The organism is Lentilactobacillus senioris DSM 24302 = JCM 17472 (assembly GCF_001436555.1).
GTDB lineage: Bacteria > Bacillota > Bacilli > Lactobacillales > Lactobacillaceae > Lentilactobacillus > Lentilactobacillus senioris.
The window spans coordinates 185511-201741 of record NZ_AYZR01000009.1; the positions used below are offsets into that span (position 1 = coordinate 185511).

General features: G+C 40.3%; 19 protein-coding genes. 12 read left to right on the forward strand and 7 right to left on the reverse strand.

The annotated features are described in order from the left end of the window. Positions 1–429, reverse strand: a complete 429-nt coding sequence (locus tag FC56_RS07475) for a universal stress protein (protein WP_054670424.1) — start codon at positions 427–429, stop codon at positions 1–3. Between the two features lie 142 nt (positions 430–571). Here FC56_RS07475 and FC56_RS07480 point away from each other — a divergent pair, with 142 nt between their 5' ends. From FC56_RS07480 to FC56_RS07495, 5 genes are all read left to right on the forward strand, one after another. Further along, on the forward strand, positions 572–1471 hold the full coding sequence (locus FC56_RS07480) for a hypothetical protein (RefSeq protein WP_056978731.1): 900 nt from the start codon (positions 572–574) through the stop codon (positions 1469–1471). Positions 1472–1633: 162 nt separating this feature from the next. Then, positions 1634–3526, forward strand: coding sequence for a M13 family metallopeptidase (locus tag FC56_RS07485; protein ID WP_082620614.1), 1893 nt, complete (start codon positions 1634–1636; stop codon positions 3524–3526). A gap of 143 nt (positions 3527–3669) precedes the next feature. Then, positions 3670–3840, forward strand: coding sequence for a hypothetical protein (locus FC56_RS08200; protein ID WP_164477429.1), 171 nt, complete (start codon positions 3670–3672; stop codon positions 3838–3840). 46 nt (positions 3841–3886) lie between these two features. Beyond that, positions 3887–4681 (forward strand): type I methionyl aminopeptidase, encoded by a 795-nt coding sequence (gene map / locus FC56_RS07490; RefSeq protein ID WP_056978735.1) that lies wholly within the window; start codon positions 3887–3889, stop codon positions 4679–4681. Positions 4682–4753: 72 nt separating this feature from the next. After that, entirely contained in the window at positions 4754–5257 is a 504-nt protein-coding gene (locus FC56_RS07495) for a phosphatidylglycerophosphatase A family protein (protein WP_056978737.1), read from the forward strand. Here FC56_RS07495 and FC56_RS07500 read toward each other — a convergent pair. Continuing rightward, positions 5254–5895 (reverse strand): DNA-3-methyladenine glycosylase, encoded by a 642-nt coding sequence (locus tag FC56_RS07500; protein ID WP_225425424.1) that lies wholly within the window; start codon positions 5893–5895, stop codon positions 5254–5256. The two genes, FC56_RS07495 and FC56_RS07500, sit on opposite strands and share 4 nt — an antisense overlap. Positions 5896–5930: 35 nt before the next feature. Between FC56_RS07500 and FC56_RS07505 the strand changes: the two genes are divergently transcribed. From FC56_RS07505 to FC56_RS07525, 5 genes are all read left to right on the forward strand, one after another. Next, positions 5931–6290 carry a DUF488 domain-containing protein gene (locus FC56_RS07505; protein ID WP_056978739.1) on the forward strand — a complete coding sequence of 120 codons (360 nt, stop codon included), beginning with the start codon at positions 5931–5933 and terminating at the stop codon, positions 6288–6290. A 102-nt stretch (positions 6291–6392) separates the two neighbouring features. Beyond that, the gene (locus FC56_RS07510) at positions 6393–7388 is read left to right on the forward strand and encodes a LacI family DNA-binding transcriptional regulator (RefSeq protein ID WP_056978741.1); all 996 of its coding nucleotides are present in this window, start codon (positions 6393–6395) and stop codon (positions 7386–7388) included. Positions 7389–7546: 158 nt separating this feature from the next. Next, positions 7547–8293 (forward strand): sugar phosphate isomerase/epimerase family protein, encoded by a 747-nt coding sequence (locus tag FC56_RS07515; RefSeq protein WP_056978743.1) that lies wholly within the window; start codon positions 7547–7549, stop codon positions 8291–8293. Positions 8294–8304: 11 nt separating this feature from the next. After that, positions 8305–9603, forward strand: a complete 1299-nt coding sequence (locus FC56_RS07520; RefSeq protein ID WP_056978745.1) for a hypothetical protein — start codon at positions 8305–8307, stop codon at positions 9601–9603. 18 nt (positions 9604–9621) lie between these two features. Further along, positions 9622–10572 carry a sugar kinase gene (locus FC56_RS07525; protein WP_054670399.1) on the forward strand — a complete coding sequence of 317 codons (951 nt, stop codon included), beginning with the start codon at positions 9622–9624 and terminating at the stop codon, positions 10570–10572. An 84-nt stretch (positions 10573–10656) separates the two neighbouring features. Here FC56_RS07525 and FC56_RS07530 read toward each other — a convergent pair whose 3' ends face one another. Beyond that, the gene (locus FC56_RS07530) at positions 10657–11601 is read right to left on the reverse strand and encodes a phosphoglycerate dehydrogenase (protein ID WP_056978747.1); all 945 of its coding nucleotides are present in this window, start codon (positions 11599–11601) and stop codon (positions 10657–10659) included. 177 nt (positions 11602–11778) lie between these two features. Between FC56_RS07530 and FC56_RS07535 the strand changes: the two genes are divergently transcribed. Beyond that, a complete protein-coding gene (locus FC56_RS07535) occupies positions 11779–12768 on the forward strand; it encodes an aldo/keto reductase (protein ID WP_056978750.1) in 990 nt (329 codons plus the stop codon). A gap of 54 nt (positions 12769–12822) precedes the next feature. On the opposite strand, the gene FC56_RS07540 is transcribed toward FC56_RS07535, so the two are convergent. The 3 genes from FC56_RS07540 to FC56_RS07550 form a co-directional block, all read right to left on the reverse strand. Continuing rightward, the gene (locus FC56_RS07540) at positions 12823–13749 is read right to left on the reverse strand and encodes a hypothetical protein (RefSeq protein WP_056978752.1); all 927 of its coding nucleotides are present in this window, start codon (positions 13747–13749) and stop codon (positions 12823–12825) included. A 75-nt stretch (positions 13750–13824) separates the two neighbouring features. Beyond that, a complete protein-coding gene (locus FC56_RS07545) occupies positions 13825–14160 on the reverse strand; it encodes an Ig-like domain-containing protein (RefSeq protein ID WP_056978753.1) in 336 nt (111 codons plus the stop codon). Positions 14161–14317: 157 nt separating this feature from the next. Beyond that, on the reverse strand, positions 14318–14755 hold the full coding sequence (locus FC56_RS07550; RefSeq protein ID WP_056978755.1) for a VOC family protein: 438 nt from the start codon (positions 14753–14755) through the stop codon (positions 14318–14320). 152 nt (positions 14756–14907) lie between these two features. On the opposite strand from FC56_RS07550, the gene FC56_RS07555 reads away from it, so the two are divergent. Continuing rightward, complete coding sequence (locus FC56_RS07555) at positions 14908–15471, forward strand: DUF2179 domain-containing protein (RefSeq protein WP_056978757.1); 564 nt, start codon at positions 14908–14910, stop codon at positions 15469–15471. On the opposite strand, the gene FC56_RS07560 is transcribed toward FC56_RS07555, so the two are convergent. Further along, complete coding sequence (locus FC56_RS07560; protein ID WP_082620609.1) at positions 15468–16223, reverse strand: ribonuclease H family protein; 756 nt, start codon at positions 16221–16223, stop codon at positions 15468–15470. The genes FC56_RS07555 and FC56_RS07560 overlap by 4 nt on opposite strands. Between the last annotated feature and the right edge of the window lie 8 nt (positions 16224–16231).

The following is a 16231-nucleotide window of genomic DNA, read 5'->3' on the forward strand; positions in this document are numbered from 1 at the left end:
TTAATTTTCAACCACTAGTACGTTGGATTCAGAATGACGAACTACATACTCAGTTGTTGATCCTAAAAATGCTCTAGAAATTCCGCTCATCCCTGATTTGCCCATCACGGTTAAATCTGTTTTCAACGTTACCGGCAACTTTTCAGCAATTTGAATTTTGGGAATCCCCACAACGTAGTGAGTTTCTACGGCTACACCGGCCACTTTAATTTCATCTTCAGCCTGTTGGAGGGTTTTATCAGCAGCTTTTTCAAATTGATCCATCACATCTTGTCCCAAGGTTACACCATACTGGATATAGCGTTGATCAGTAGCCACCATTACCACGTGCAATTTTGAATGGTGAATTTGAGCTAAAGCAATTGCTTCTTTGACAGCCTTTTCGGCATTTTCGCTACCATCGATCGGTACTAAAATATTCGCATACATATTTTCCGCCTCCATTCTAGTCTTTGGCACTATTTTAGCACCTTCTTTTCCAGAACGGAATTTAAATGATTACGCTCTAACCCTTATTTTATGATAGTATAGATGGTATCTTTTAACTAAATTAATGGAGCAAGTGTATATTATGAAAGCATCTCGTTTATTGATTCCCATTTTGGCACTGTCTGCAATTTTAACCGGTTGCGGTAACCAAAAACTAAGTACTACCAAAAGTAATTATCCAGTTACAGATATGGCCGCCACTATTAAAGGCACGGTTAAGGACACCAACACCGTTAAGTACCAAATTGACGATGGTAAAACTCAGTCAGTAAAGGTTAATTCCGATAACTTCTTCTTCACGGTTCCTGCTAAACAAAAGAAACAAAACGTAACTATCAAGGCCGGAAGCCAAGAAAAGAAGATCACCGTAGGTTCACAAAATAAATTAGGCTCCTACAAGCAAGTAGCTAAAAAGTACAATACCCAATTAGTCCAAGCTAACTTACCTAAGAGTCTAATTACCAAGGCCCAAGCAGCGCAAAAGACTCAAAAAAGCACAGCCGCTAAATTAAAAGCATTAGCTAAATCAGATCCCCAAAAAGCAATGCAAGAACAACAAAAATTGGTGGCTGCCGGCAAACAATTACAAGCCGAAATGGCTACTGCTAGCAAAGCCGCTGCCCAAAAGGTTAAAAACCAACAATTACCCGCCACTAGTGAAGGGCTAAAAACCAACGTTACTACTGATAACTATCAAATCAGAACTAACGTGGATAACGATGCCCTCCTAAGCGTGGGACTCATTATTCCTACCAGCCAACTCAAGACCACGGCCGGTCAAAAGAGTTTTGGAACCACTCTAGCTTTACTAGCCAATAGTACTGGGGCTGATGCTAAAAAAGTCCTCAAAGATTTTGGTAACCAAGTTAAAAAACAAAAAAATAACCAAAGTTCTACCCAAACCCATACCATTACTAGCAATGGTGTCAATTTTAAAACCGCGGTTTCAGTAGAAAAAATCTATATTTTTATCACGAAGTAATTAATTTAAAGATAGCAAAGTATTTTTTAAACTTTGCTATCTTTTTTTATTCAACAATTAACTTTGCTTTTAAAAGCCTAGCTAAAGGCATATACTAGCTTAAATACTATTAATTAGGAGGGTCATTACTTGACTGATACTAAAGATCAAATCAATTACTCAATGATTAAAGATGATTTATACCAGGCCGTTAACGGTGAGTGGCTAAAAACTGCAACGATTCCTGCAGATCATGCCTCTGCCGGCGGCTTTATGGATTTAAATGACAATATCGATAAGGAATTAATGGCCGACTTTGCCGATCTTCAAAAGCACGCTACTGACGCAGAAGGTCCCATGGCAGAATTTTTGAAATTGTATGCCCTGGCTGCTAATTTCCAAAAGCGAGATCAAGATGGCGCCGCTCCATTAAAGCCTCTCCTAAAACAAATCGAAGACCTCCCAGATATGGCTGCCTTAAACGCGCAGCTTAGTAACTGGGTTAAGATGGGATTACCACTACCATTTAATTTTGACGTGGATGCCGACATGAAAAACACCAGCGTCAACGCATTATTTGCTGGCGTTCCCGGGCTATTTTTACCTGATAAGACTTACTACGCCAAGGATAATCCGGCTAAAGATCAATTACTAACCGTCTTTAGCAACATGACCCAACAACTATTAGTAATGGCTGATTATAGTAGTGCTGAAGCAGAAGCTATCGTTAAGTCAGCTATTCGCTTTGACGAAAACATTGCGCCGCACGTTAAGTCAGCGGAAGAATCTGCTGATTATAGTAAGATGTACAACCCAATGCCATTCAGTGAATTTGCTCAAAGCACTAGTGAATTAGATCTAACCGCATTAGCTAAAGATTTATTCGACCAAGTCCCTGAACAAATTATTGTTACTGAACCTGCTTATTATCAAGCTTTAGCCGGTATTATGAATCTAGAAACCTTCGATGATATGAAGAACTGGATGTTAGTCAAAACCATTAACGCCTACTCCAGTTATCTATCAGAAGAATTTCGGCAAACCGGCTCAACGTTTGGAAGAACCCTTTCAGGGCGCAAAGCAACTACCAGCCAACAAAAATCAGCCTTTTACTTAGCTAGTGGGGTCTTTGGCCAAACCGTTGGTGACTTTTACGCCCACAAATACTTCGGTGATAAAGCCAAGGCCGATGTAGAACATATGGTTAAACAAATGATTGCGGTTTATAAAAACCGGTTAAGTACTAATCAATGGCTAGGCGAAGCAACTCGGCAAAAAGCCATTTTGAAGTTAGATACTTTGGAACTCCAAGTTGGTTTCCCTGATCATATCGATCAACTAGAATACAAATTCAAAATTACCACCGCTGAAAATGGTGGTAGCTTAATGCAAAATATCCGGCAAATTTCTGAAATTAGTCGCTTAGATAACTACGCTCGACTAGGCAAGCCAGTGGACCGTTCTCGCTGGGAGATGAGTGCCAGCACCGTCAATGCCTATTACCATCCATTTAAAAACATCATCGTTTTCCCTGCTGCAATTCTTCAAGCACCGTTTTATAGCTTAGACCAATCTAGCAGCCAAAATTACGGTGGGATCGGGGCTGTGATTGCTCATGAAATTTCACACGCGTTTGATAACAACGGTGCCCTCTTCGATGAACATGGTAACCTAAATAACTGGTGGACCAAGGAAGATCACGAACACTTCCAAAAATTAGCCGATCAGATGATTCAAGAGTTCGACGGTCTCCCATTTGCTGGCGGCAAAGTGAATGGTAAATTGACCGTTTCAGAAAACATTGCCGATGCCGGTGGCTTGAGTTGTGCTGAAGAAGCCGCTAAAAACGAAGCCGACTACGATTTAAAGGCATTCTTTACCGGCTGGGCCCGTGTTTGGCGCACCAAAGCTACTAAAGAATATCAACAACTGCTTTTGAACATTGACGTCCATGCGCCAGCAGAATTACGCGCCAACGTTCAAGTTAAAAATTTAGCTGATTTTTACACTACTTTTAACGTTACTGAAACTGATGGAATGTATCTTGCTCCAGAAAAACGGGTAACTATTTGGTAGTCATTATTCAAGGTTGTGGTTCTCAACAGAATCATGACCTTTTTTATTTGCTTCTAAAAACCTATCAGGGATTCCCTAATGCTAAATTACAGACATTGAGCTATAATGGTTGGTGATACTAACGGGAAGGAAACGGTGTAAGTATGAAACTGACTGAATACCTTCATGACCAACTAGAATTTTTAGATGGTCAATTGCAGGAGGCCAAGGAAAAGCAAAACGAAACAATGGAGTACTTAGTCGACTCTAAGATTTCGGAAGTTAAGCTGATTCTCGAAGCTCTCCAAAAAGGCATTATCGATCAAACTAACTAGCATTAGTTAACATCAATTTATTAATAGCAATGGAAAGGATAAACTATTGATTACTTTAAAATCAGATAGAGAAATCAAAAAAATGGCTGAATCCGGGGCCATTTTAGCTGGCGCATTGCGCGAGCTGCAAGATATTATTGTTCCCGGATATGACACTTGGGATATCGAAACTTTTACCCGTGATTACATCGAAAGTCACGGTGCGATTCCCGCTGATTTAGGCTTTGACGGCTATAAATTTGCCACTAACATTTCCATTAACGACGAAGTAGCTCATGGAATTCCTCGCAAGGGCCTTAAGCTTCGTGAAGGTGACATTGTTAAGGTGGATACCACCGTTAACTTTAACGGTTACATGAGTGACGCTTGTTCTTCTTACGCTGTCGGCAAAGTGGCTCCTGAAATCCAAAATTTAATGGATGTAACTAAAAAATCACTCTACTTAGGAATCGATCAAGCCGTAATCGGTAACCGGATTGGTGATATTGGAGCTGCCATTCAAAAATACGTTGAAGATGAACACGGCTATGGTGATGTCCGCGAATTAATCGGTCATGGGATTCAACCTACCATGCATGAAGCCCCTAACGTTCCTGGATACGGAATTGCCGGCAAGGGACCTCGATTGCGTGAAGGGATGACGATCACTATCGAACCTATGATCAATATCGGAACTTGGCAAATCGCTGATCGTTATGATGCCGAAGATGATTGGACTTACTATGTTTCTGCTGATGGCACCCCGTCATCACAATACGAACACACCATTGCTATCACTAAGGATGGCCCTAAGATCTTGACTTCTCAAGATCCCGTTTTGGATGCTAAATATTTATTGTAAAAATAAAAAACGCGAGGCATGAATTGCTTTGCGTTTTTTTGTATAATAAGTTTAATTAAGGATGTGATTAATTTGAATAACAAACAATTTAAATACCCTGACACAGCTGCGTACGACTATGTTATTAAGGCGTTTGCTGCTAAAGGGATTTCCTATAAAGATATTGCTAAAATCGCCTACCAAATGCAAAGTGTCTTCATCGACAATTTAGACATGAAAGAAGTAGAAAAAGACACCATCGACGTTTTACATAAACGGGAAGTATTAAATAACGCCATGGTGGGGCTAGAGTTGGACCGGCTAACTTCTGAAGGTCAACTTAGCCAACCACTAGAAGCCATTATCCAAAATGACTCCGGGGTTTTCGGGGTGGACGAAGGATTAGCCCTGAACATCGCTAACATTTATGGTACCATCGGCGTTACTAATTACGGCTACATTGATCGTGATAAAGTCGGTATTATCAAGCAACTAGATGAGGATAAGGATGAAGACGTCAGCAACACCTTCATTGATGATTTAATCGGCGCGATCGCTAGCGCGGTCTCCGCCAAAGTGGCTCACCGTTACAATTAGTCTTGCCACCCTAAGTTGATTAAATCGACTTCTCGTTTTCTGATTTTAGAAACATAAGGATTGCCGCCAACTAAGAAACGGTACGGCTTACTAGCCCAATCGCCTTGATTTTCCACCCCAATTCGGGCGCTAGAAATGATTGCCTGTGGTTGTTTAGGGTGACTGTAATCAATCCAAAGTGGTGGCTGTTGAGCTAACCGGCCGTTTAAGTTTAAATCATGGATTCCAAACGCCGCCATCACTTTACCGGGACCGTTGGTTAAATTATAACCAGTTTGGTGCCGGTTTATTTGCATCTGTTCTATCCCAACTGTTGGCTGAATGGCCCGAATTAAAACCCCTTGTGGCACCCCTGCTTCTTGAGTAGCCACATCAAACAAGTAGTGTCCGTAAATAGAATAAATGTAAATCGTCCCTGCTGGCCCATATAGTGGGTCGTTTGCGGCTGTATGTCGGCCCTTAAAAGCATGCGCAGCCGAATCTAGCTCGCCTAAATAGGCCTCGGTCTCCACAATTAAACCACTAAATAATTGACCATCAGGATTGCGGTAATTTAACGTAGTGCCTAGCAATTTTTGGGCAATTTGGTCCGTAGTCCCTTCCCGAAAAAATGCCATTTCGGCAGACTTAATATCCATATTTGATTCCTTTCTTCGCTATTGGAGGTGTTAACATGAAACTTAAATTAGAACGTGTTTATACAAAGCCCGCTGATCTAAGCGGATATCGTATCTTAGTTGACCGGCTATGGCCCCGTGGTATCTCCAAAGTCAACGCCGCTTTAGATTGGTGGGCCAAAGAAATTGCTCCCTCTAAAGAATTGCGGGAGTGGTTTCATCACGATCCCCAACTTTTTGACGAATTTAAAAAACGCTACTTAGCAGAACTAGCTGCTAATTCGTTCACCGCTGAGTTTGTGGCCCAAGTAAATAAACAGCTACAAATCCAAGATGTTATTCTTCTCTACGGTGCTAAAAATCAAGTTGACAACCAAGCCGTAGTACTAAAAGAATATTTGGAGAAAGTTCAGTAAAGTATTATGCTATAACTTAGCATCCCTATTTTACATATCTTCAATTTCCTTTTGCAAGAAATGCTAATTTAAAATCAATTTTTAATCCACCAAGGAGTATTCATGAAACAGCCAACCATCGCCGACGTTGCCAAAATTGCCGGAGTCTCTAAAACTACGATGTCTCGATTCTTAAATCAAGATTATGATCATATGTCCCAGAAGACCAAGGAAAAGATCACACAAGTAGTTAAGGAACTTAATTATCACCCCAATAGGCACGCCCAGTCATTAAAATCCAAAGTTACTAGGGAAATTGGAGTTCAGATTGCCGATATTTCTAATACCTATGCTTCCGAGCTTCTTAAAGGGATTGGCAATATTTTGCGCGACAATAATTATCAAATGTTAATTACTGATTCTGCTAATAGTCTAGAATTAGAACGTCAACAACTAGAAAGCTTAATTAGACAACAAGTCGACGGTATTATCCTCCAACCAGTTAGTAGAAATGCCTCTGACTATCAGTTCATCAAGGATGCTAATATTCCATTAGTGTTAGTAGATCGTCAAGTCAACCAATTACTCTGGCCTACAGTTACTTCGGACAATTATAAGATTACTAAAGAACTTGGCCGCCTTATGGTAGAACGCAAATACCAACGCGTTATCACCATTACCAACCCGGTTCACGAAACTTCTACGCGAGAATTACGTTACCAAGCAATTAAAGAAGTTTCCTCCGCCAACCAGTTAATAGATGAGTTAGTGGAATTAACTCCTAATTTGGATTTAAAAGATTACCTACGCAATTCTCTCGCTACCTCTAAATTAAAAACCGTTTTATTCACTACCAATAGCATGGTGTTATCCCAAGTCTTAGCTACCTTAATGGAACTAAAGATTAAGTTTCCTCAAGACATCGGAATTTGTAGTTATGACGGATGGAACTGGACACAATTAATTGGTAACGGAATTACCACTATCGACCAAGACCCTATCAAAATCGGGAGTACCAGCGCACAAATTATTATTGATGCTTTAAATGATCCGGATAGTTATCCAGATTTGAAAAAGCATATTATTACTGCCCATTTAATTACAAAAGATTCACTTTAATAACTTCTTTCAACCTGAGGATTGTCAGTTAATGACATTGCTCAGGTTTTATTTTGTTTTTAAAACTAGTTGACATTTCAATTGTAAGCGATTACTATTACTTTTGTAAACCGGTTCCCGAAATCGGTTCCCAAACTAATTATTCAGGAGGAAATAACATGAATCAACCCATCGTTGTTAACACACTAGAATTTCAAAAAGAACTTCAAAGCGGTGTTGCTCAGGCATCTCTCTTTGAAAGAATCGCTAACTTAGGTGCAACTGGTGTCGAAGTCCGCCGAGAATACATTAACGATTTTGACCAGGAGCTTGCTAACATTAAAGCCAATAGTCAAAAATTGAATTTGACAGTTTTTTATAGCGTGCCAGATGAAGTGTTTGTGAATGGTAAGTTAAACGACCAACTTCCTAAATACCTAGCTGAAGGAACTAAAATGGGAATCACCGCCATTAAATTCAATACTGGTGACTATGCTAATTTCCATGGCGACTTAAAAGCCACTTTGGATCCAATCGTTTCTACTGGCATTCAAGTTAACGTTGAAAACGACCAAACCCAAGTTAGTGGAACCATTGCCCCACTCCAAAACTTTCTCCAAGCCGTTAAAGATAGCCAAATCGACTTAGGATACGTTTATGATCTGGGCAACTGGCGTTACGTTGGTGAAAATGAAATAACCGCCGCTCAAAAATTAGGTGAGTTTACCCGCTATATTCATTTAAAGGACGTTCAAGTTACAGATGGTAAACCAGCAGTAACTCCATTAGACGATGGAGAATTAGACTGGCATAAAGTTCTTAACATTTTGCCTAAAGACCTTCCTATCGCTATTGAATATCCTAGTGACAGTGACGCAATCGTTAAGGCCGGAATTGAAAAGGTCGAAGCTGCACTAGCCGATTAGGGGGGATTTAAATGTTAAACGTAGTCATCGGTATTTTACTTTTACTTACCTTTGTTGGTTTTGTTATTTACGCCGTTAAAGGGGGAAACCTAATGATTGGTTTCTTCGTAATGGCGGTATTATGGGCCATAATTGGAATGGTACCTTTCAATGAAGCCATCAACGATATTTTTGCTCAACCAGCGTTAGACTACGGCCCCACCATTATTTATATTGTTTTTGGGTCTTGGTTCGGTCGGGTATTAGTTGATAGCGGCATTGCTACCAGTATTAGTAACGACACCCGTAACGTTGGGAAAAAATCACCAATTATCGCTGCCATTTTAATTTGTTTAGTTACTGCTTTTATCTTTATTAGTGCTTACGGCGTTGGCTCAGCGATTGCTATCGGGGTAATTTTATTGCCAATTATGTTCGCAATTGGGGTTCCTAGGAATATTGCAGTTACTGCATTTACCCTTTCAATCGGAGCCGCAATGTACGTCAACGTGGTATTATTTAATCAAATCAAAGCATTCTTCCCAGAAGTAACATATGGCGATCGTTACTTAAAATTCGGTTGGATCGGAGCTGCCATCCAAATGGTAGCGGTCATTATCTTATTGCTGTTAAACGCCAAGAAAATTCGGCAAAATAATCAATTAGGTAACGATGCCATTGCTGAATTTGATAGTCCTGATAGTGACGTCACTCCGGCCAAAAAAGTTTCTCACTTAACCTACATCATTCCGATTGTGCCAGTATTGTTAAACATGGTTTTCAAATGGGATGCAATTCCTTCGCTCTTAATCTCAACCCTACTAGCCATGCTAATGACTGGCGAATTCAAGAACTTTAAAAACGCTAGTGAGTTTATTGGAGCCACAATTCAAAAAGCCATTTCAGATATTGCCGGCTTAATTATGTTTTTAATGGCAATCGTAATGTTTTCAGCTGCTGCAACCAAAAATGCAGCCCGGTTCGCGGATATCTTTAAGTTTATTATTCCTCACAGCACCTTAGTTCTGTGTTTAATTTTTGGTATCTTAGCACCATTAGCACTATTTAGAGGACCATTACATGTTTGGGGAGCCGGAGCCGCCACTGCTTCAGTTTTAGCCGGCTTACACCTCTTCTCACCTTGGTTCTTACTACCTTTGCTTTACGTACCAACTTTGCTTGCCGTTTCAACGGATGTTACCCAATCATGGAACGTGTGGGCCCTGAGCTACTCTAAGCTAGATAATAAAACCTACTTAAAAACCGGGGTACCGGTAGCTTGGATCGTTGCTATTATTAATGAAATTGTTGTTTTCTTACTATTCGGATAATCATTGGAGGAAAAAATCATGAGTGAATTTTTAACAATTGGCGAACCCATTTCTTTATTTGCATCAGAAGATGCGGACATGTCTTTAGCTCAAGCAACTAGTTTCCACAAATACTTGGCTGGAGCGGAAGTCAACGTAGCCGTTGGCGTTTCTCGCTTGGGTCACGATGCTGAATACTTAACTAGACTAGGTCAAGATCCCTTTGGGGAATTTATTACGGATCAACTCCGCGAAAATAATATTGGCACTGAACATATTGAAACCACACCAGATTACTGGACAGCCTTTCAATTAAAACAACGTGTAACCCACGGCGATCCCGGTATTTTCTACTTTAGAAAGGGCTCTGCTGCTTCCCACTTCTTAAAGAGCACCTTGGATAAAGTCGACTTTTCTCACATCAAGCTAGTTCACCTTTCAGGAATCTTCCCAGCCATTTCAGAGCAAGCTAAGGAGGCCTTCCAGTACCTTATTGAATTAGTTAATCGTTACCACATTACTACTACTTTTGATCCCAATTTACGACCTCAACTTTGGGCATCTCAAGATGAAATGATTACCACTATCAATAGTTTTGCCGCTCAAGCTCAAATTATTCTGCCTGGTATTAACGAAGGTGAAATTTTAATGGGCAGCCGTGATCCTGAAAAAATTGCTGATTTTTACCTTAACCAAAGCGAAATTACCCACACGGTTGTAGTGAAAACCGGTGAAGATGGGGCCTACGTTAAGACTAAAGACGGCAACAGCTATTCAGTTTCTGGTTATAAAGCTGATGAAGTAGTAGACACAGTCGGAGCCGGTGATGGCTTTGCAGTTGGTCTAATCACAGGGATTTTAGAAGGCTTACCATTTAAAGAAGCTGTAGCTCGCGCTAATGCCGTTGGTTGCCTAGCTGTCCAAGCTCCTGGCGATAATGATGGTTACCCTACTCCTGAACAACTAAAAGCCTTCATGGATAAGCAATAATTTCCAACTAATAATTTACTTACGAAGCTAAAAAATCCTCCAACGTTTTAAAACGTTGGAGGATTTTTCGATTAATTCTATTTATTATTTAACGCCTTTAACGACTGGCCATTGTGGTGCAACGTTGTCCTTAACTACCTTAACAATTTCACCAGCTGCATCTACTGCCATCCGGTTCATGCATTCCACGGTATTAGAAGCAATATGAGGAGTTAACAATACATTTTCTAATTGGAACAACTCGCTATCCATTGGTAGCGGTTCTTGGTCAAAAACATCCAAAGCTGCTCCGTAAATATCATGATTCTTCAAGGCTGCGATCAGATCGTCTGTCTTTACTAGTTCCCCACGAGCTAAGTTAATTAGAGAAGCTGAGTTCTTCATCATATCGAATTCAGCCTTACAAATACTATTAGCTGTTTCAGGAGTGACCGCCATGTGTAAGGTAATGATGTCTGCAGTTTTAAAGAGTTCTTCTCGACTAACCGCAGTGGCCACATCATTTTCCTTAGCAAATCGATCATTATAAATGATCTTCATATCCAATTGACTAGCTTTTTTAGCTACCATTTGGCCAATTCGACCAAATCCCAAAATTCCTAAGGTTTTACCCTCTAAATCGAAACCTCGATGGGAGTGTTTATAATCGGAAAAATCACCGTTTCGCATAGCTGTTGAATCATTATAAATGTTTTTAGACAAGTCAAACATTTCAGCCAAAGTAGTTTCTGCTACGGTAGAAGCATTAGCAGTAGGAGTAATGGTAACCCAGATTCCGTGTTGTGCACAGAAATCAACGTCAATGTTGTTGAACCCTACCCCGTTTCTGGCGATTATCTTCAGGTTTTCAAATTGTAAAATTTGTTCGTTAGTAATTTTTTTAGTCCCTAATAGCAATCCATATGCATCTGGCGCCTTGACCAAAGCATCAGCAACGGTTCCGTCTGTTTCCACAATTTCAAAACCATTAGCCCTTAATAGTTCCTTACCACTATCAGCAAGTGATTCTGCAACAACAATTTTCTTCATGTGATTGAATCCCCTTTCATTGCTTAAAACTAGCTATTATTATTCTTAATACCATGAGTATATCACAATTTTGGGAACCGGTTCCCAAAAATTATAAAAATCTATTGTTTTTTTGTTTAAAGTGCATGATAATAACGATGGAACCGTTTCCCTAAAATTAGTCTAGGAGGCTTTATTATGTACATTGCAAATGATAATCGTTACGACCAAATGCCCATTCGCCGGGCTGGTAATTCTGGATTTCAATTACCGGCCTTGTCATTAGGTTTGTGGCGTAATTACGGTAACCATGCCGATATCGCTAACAGCGAAGCCACAATGTTAACCGCATTTGACAACGGAATTTTTCACTTTGACTTAGCTAATAATTACGGTCCGGATGCCGGTACTGCTGAAGAGACTTTCGGTCAAATTATGACTAAGGATTTACGACCTTACCGTCACGAACTAGTTTTATCTACTAAGGCCGGCTTTAGCATGTGGCCCGGCCCATACGGTGAAATGAGTTCGCGCAAGACTCTAATTACTAGTTTAGACGAAAGCCTTAAACGCATGCAGGTCGATTACGTGGATATCTTTTACTCTCACCGACCAGATCCGGTAACTTCCTTTGAAGAAACCGCCGAAGCCCTAGCAGACATTGTTCGCTCTGGTAAAGCACTTTATATCGGTATTTCTAATTACAATACGGAACAAACCAAGCAAATGGCCACTTTATTGCGGGAACGAAACGTACCTTTCGTGGTTAACCAATATTCATATAATTTGTTGAACCAAGAAGCCGTAACTACCGGTTTGCTTGATGAACTCAAACAAGATAACGCTGGAATGGTGGCTTACGGCCCACTTGCAGAAGGATTGTTATCAGGTAAATACAATACCGGCATCCCTAGTGACTTTCCTATCCACAGAACCAACAAGTTCTTATTTGCAAACGGGACCGATCAGGTAGTTACTAAATTAAATCAATTAACTGAGTTAGCTAATAATCGAGGACAAACATTAGCTCAAATGGCAATTGCCTGGTTATTACATGATCCAGTAGTTACCAGCATCATTCTGGGGGTTTCTAACCAAGACCACCTAATTTCTAATTTAGAGGCTTTAAATCACTTAGAATTTACCACTGATGAACTAGCCAAAATCAATGAGATCGTTAACCAATAATCGCAAAATAACCACTTCCATAATTAGATGGAAGTGGTTATTTTAATCTCTTAATTACAATCTAACGTGACCAATTTTTTGTAATAATCTTCGACCATTAAAGAAATTGTGGGTAACCGAAACGTGTTTAATAAAATGAGCTCCTTTAGTAATTAACCTTACAGCTGAACGACTAGGCCAATACCCTTCAAATTGATTTTGGCTAATTTTAATATTCACAGTATTAGGCATGTGACCGTACTGATTAGAAATAATCACCCAGTTTTCTGGTCGGGCTCGTTTTAAGGTGGCTTGAAAAATATTATGCTTGATTGAAATAGAACTAGACGATTCAAAATGCACCGGAGCACCAAAATAATTGGTGTCGGCTCCCATCCCGCTTAGTCGAATGGGGTTTTTAATCACGTTAGACTGAAAAGTAACATGCTTGATTTTATTCCGATTACTACTAGTCGTGTCGTGTTCTCCGATTGCTACTTGGGCTAACGAGACTAATCGTTTGCCAGAGTATTCTGGACGCCAAGTGTTATGGGTGACGGTTATGTAGCTAGATGGCTGATGATTGAAGTGTCCCTTACCATAACGGTTAAAGTTAGCCCCGCCGCTATTATAATTAGCGTAGTCGGTCTGAATTGCTTCCGCATACGCACCATGATTTCCCTTCTTGCGCAGCTTCTTTAAACTCAAAGTATGTCCGTAGCCATAAAACTGACAGTTAGTAATTTTGACGTGCTTACTTCCCATCAGATCAAAAACGTGGCCCCCAACTCCACAGGCTTGATGAAAAGTTAGTCCATTAAAAACTGCATTTTGGGTTCGCAACAACCGAAATGAATGACCGCCACTATAAAAATAACCGCCGGTCCAACTCAATCCCCTATTTACAATTCCGTAGAAAAAACCCCGTTTACCAGTAAAAGAAGCTTTATTAGCTTTGATTTTTACGTTCTTGGCAGTCGGTAATTTAACGTTGTTTTTCATTTTAAAATTGCCAACTAAGGTAATTGTCTGTCCCTTGCGAGCATGCTTAAATCGGCTACTTAGATTAGCACTAGTTTACTGAACGACCCTTATTGTTTTATATTTGGCCACGTTATGATAACTAATCTTGACGGTAGCTTTTCCCGCCTTAAGTCCCTTAATCTCTCCAGACTGGTTAACTTTAATCACCCGCGGATTACTAGATGACCACCGCGGATGAACCGTGTTATTAATCACCCGGCCAATTAGTTGTTGGTGTTGTCCCACCAATAAGCGATTGCCACCGGTTAAGGTTAGCTGTGGATCTATTCCAGTGCTAGCCTGTGAACTAGTTGCAGTCGTATCATCGGCCCAAGCAGTTCTTGGCTGGCATACTCCTAATAAATTAATTCCCCCTATTACCACCATCATGGAGATAATCTTCCTAAACAATTTAACTCACCTACCTACTAAAAATGTCCTAAAGTTTTTAGCAACATCTTAGCACCAATTTCAAAGATTCCATTAATTATTGCTTAGTAAATAAAAAACCGCCCGCTTCTGAAATCTCAGTGGCAGACGGTACATTTTATTTAACTGCTTTTAAAATCCAAGTAATACCAAATTTATCCACCACTTGGCCAGCTTTTTCACCAGTTGGTTTCTTTTCATATGAACTAATAACTTTGACTCCATCTGAAGTTGAGACACGCTGATAAAGTGCTTCTAGCGCACTAACTGCAGCTGAGTCTTTTTGACTAACCTGCAACATCAAAGATACCAGTGAAGAAACTACTGGCTTTCCCAGAAAACTATCAGCACAGAAAATCTTTTGACCCAGGATAGAAAAACCACCTTGAACGGTCAATTCATTAAGATCTACGTCGGCGTTTAACGACATTTCTTCTGCTTGTCTTGGAGTTGGCACTGTCCGAAAAATGTCAGTGGCCCCAAAGATCTGTTGATAATAATCCAGAGCGCTTTTCGTATTTTCAAACGTCAAGTACGGAATTAACTCTGTTTCCATCAAATAAACTACCTCATTTATAATCATTTAAACTAAATTTAAGGATAGACCTGATTTTCACAATTGTCAATTTACCCCCGATAAGGCGCCTGATCAGCTTTTTGGAATCGACAGTGCTAAACTGGGGACAAAGTCAATTTGGAGGTGACAGTATGGAATTGGCAATTACAATTTTTGTACTTAACGCGCTATATATTTCTATCAACACTTTTCGGACTATGTTAGTAGTCAAAGGCCACCGGTACTTAGCACCGATAGTGGCCGTAGTAGAAGAATTGATTTACGTTATGGCGTTAGCAATTGCCTTGCAACACATCGACAGCAAGCTAAATATTGCGGCTTATGCTATTGGATTTGGGGTCGGTATTTATATTGGAATCATCATTGAAGATCGAATCGCTTTAGGATACGTCAACTTCCAAGTAACCGTCCAAATCGATCCTAATAATCCCATGCATGAACATAGCGAAGAACTTCCCGAAATCCTTAGAGAAAAAGGTTACGGGGTTACCGTCAGCCACGCTGATGGCCGCAGCGGTCCTCGATTAGTGCTAAGTATCTTGGCCCCAAGAAAAGCCGAACGCAGGCTGATGGAACAAATTAAGGAAATTTCACCAGATGCTTTTATCATGGTTCAAGAACCAATCGAACTTTCTGGAGGCTTTTGGAGTAAAGAAGTCGACAAACGGTACCACAAAGCAAATAAAAATTCTTAATCATTAAACAAATTCAGTTGAGACGTCTGCTCATGAAGCGCAGGAGTTTCAGCTGTTTTTTTCATTTGATCCATTGTTTGGTTTAAGAGTTCATCTACAAATACATTTCCGTGATTAACCGCATGACCCTTAGTCCACTCAAATTGCAATTGGTTAAACTGCGGTAATAAGCGGTCCACTTGTTGCCATAGTTCAGCATTTTTTAGCGGCGCATTACCAGCTCGATGCCAATTTTTACGTTTCCAGCCAGCCAACCAGCCTTTTTGAATGGCATTTAAAACGTATTGAGAATCCAACACAGCCAAAATAGCCTTCTGGTTATATTGATGTTCAATCAAATACGTAAGGGCCTTAATGAGGCCCATAATTTCCATCCGGTTATTGGTGGCTCCCCACTCACCACCAGAATCACTGACCGTTTGCTGATCAGGTAGTTCAATTAAATATGCCCAGGCAGCTTTGTCATCAGCGTGAACATGATCACCAGCAACGTTACCGTGATTTCTAGAACCACCATCGGTATAAAAAGTAATTTCGGCCGATTTTAACGGGGTCGCTGGTCGAACCGCTGCCTTATTCTTAGGAGTGGTCCGATTAGCACTCTTTTCTTTTATGAAAGCCTCAGCCTGACTACGACTAGTAAAGCCTTTATAAATTGCTCCTGAATAACCACTCACTTGCCGCTTAGCTTCATCCCAAGTAGTATAAATCCCTGGTTTGCGTCCTTTTTTAATTGCGTAAAATTTACCCATCTGATTTC

Excerpts from the sequence above, each read along its gene's own strand:
- FC56_RS07500 (WP_225425424.1), bottom strand. The coding sequence starts at position 5,895 with ATGGATATTAAGTCTGCCGAAATGGCATTTTTTCGGGAAGGGACTACG.
- FC56_RS07560 (WP_082620609.1), bottom strand. The coding sequence starts at position 16,223 with ATGGGTAAATTTTACGCAATTAAAAAAGGACGCAAACCAGGGATTTAT.
- FC56_RS07535 (WP_056978750.1), top strand. The coding sequence starts at position 11,779 with ATGTACATTGCAAATGATAATCGTTACGACCAAATGCCCATTCGCCGG.
- FC56_RS07475 (WP_054670424.1), bottom strand. The coding sequence starts at position 429 with ATGTATGCGAATATTTTAGTACCGATCGATGGTAGCGAAAATGCCGAA.
- FC56_RS08200 (WP_164477429.1), top strand. The coding sequence starts at position 3,670 with ATGAAACTGACTGAATACCTTCATGACCAACTAGAATTTTTAGATGGT.
- FC56_RS07480 (WP_056978731.1), top strand. The coding sequence starts at position 572 with ATGAAAGCATCTCGTTTATTGATTCCCATTTTGGCACTGTCTGCAATT.
- FC56_RS07540 (WP_056978752.1), bottom strand. The coding sequence starts at position 13,749 with ATGAAAAACAACGTTAAATTACCGACTGCCAAGAACGTAAAAATCAAA.
- FC56_RS07555 (WP_056978757.1), top strand. The coding sequence starts at position 14,908 with ATGGAATTGGCAATTACAATTTTTGTACTTAACGCGCTATATATTTCT.
- FC56_RS07545 (WP_056978753.1), bottom strand. The coding sequence starts at position 14,160 with ATGATGGTGGTAATAGGGGGAATTAATTTATTAGGAGTATGCCAGCCA.
- FC56_RS07505 (WP_056978739.1), top strand. The coding sequence starts at position 5,931 with ATGAAACTTAAATTAGAACGTGTTTATACAAAGCCCGCTGATCTAAGC.
- FC56_RS07485 (WP_082620614.1), top strand. The coding sequence starts at position 1,634 with ATGATTAAAGATGATTTATACCAGGCCGTTAACGGTGAGTGGCTAAAA.
- FC56_RS07550 (WP_056978755.1), bottom strand. The coding sequence starts at position 14,755 with ATGGAAACAGAGTTAATTCCGTACTTGACGTTTGAAAATACGAAAAGC.
- FC56_RS07530 (WP_056978747.1), bottom strand. The coding sequence starts at position 11,601 with ATGAAGAAAATTGTTGTTGCAGAATCACTTGCTGATAGTGGTAAGGAA.
- FC56_RS07515 (WP_056978743.1), top strand. The coding sequence starts at position 7,547 with ATGAATCAACCCATCGTTGTTAACACACTAGAATTTCAAAAAGAACTT.
- FC56_RS07525 (WP_054670399.1), top strand. The coding sequence starts at position 9,622 with ATGAGTGAATTTTTAACAATTGGCGAACCCATTTCTTTATTTGCATCA.
- FC56_RS07510 (WP_056978741.1), top strand. The coding sequence starts at position 6,393 with ATGAAACAGCCAACCATCGCCGACGTTGCCAAAATTGCCGGAGTCTCT.
- FC56_RS07520 (WP_056978745.1), top strand. The coding sequence starts at position 8,305 with ATGTTAAACGTAGTCATCGGTATTTTACTTTTACTTACCTTTGTTGGT.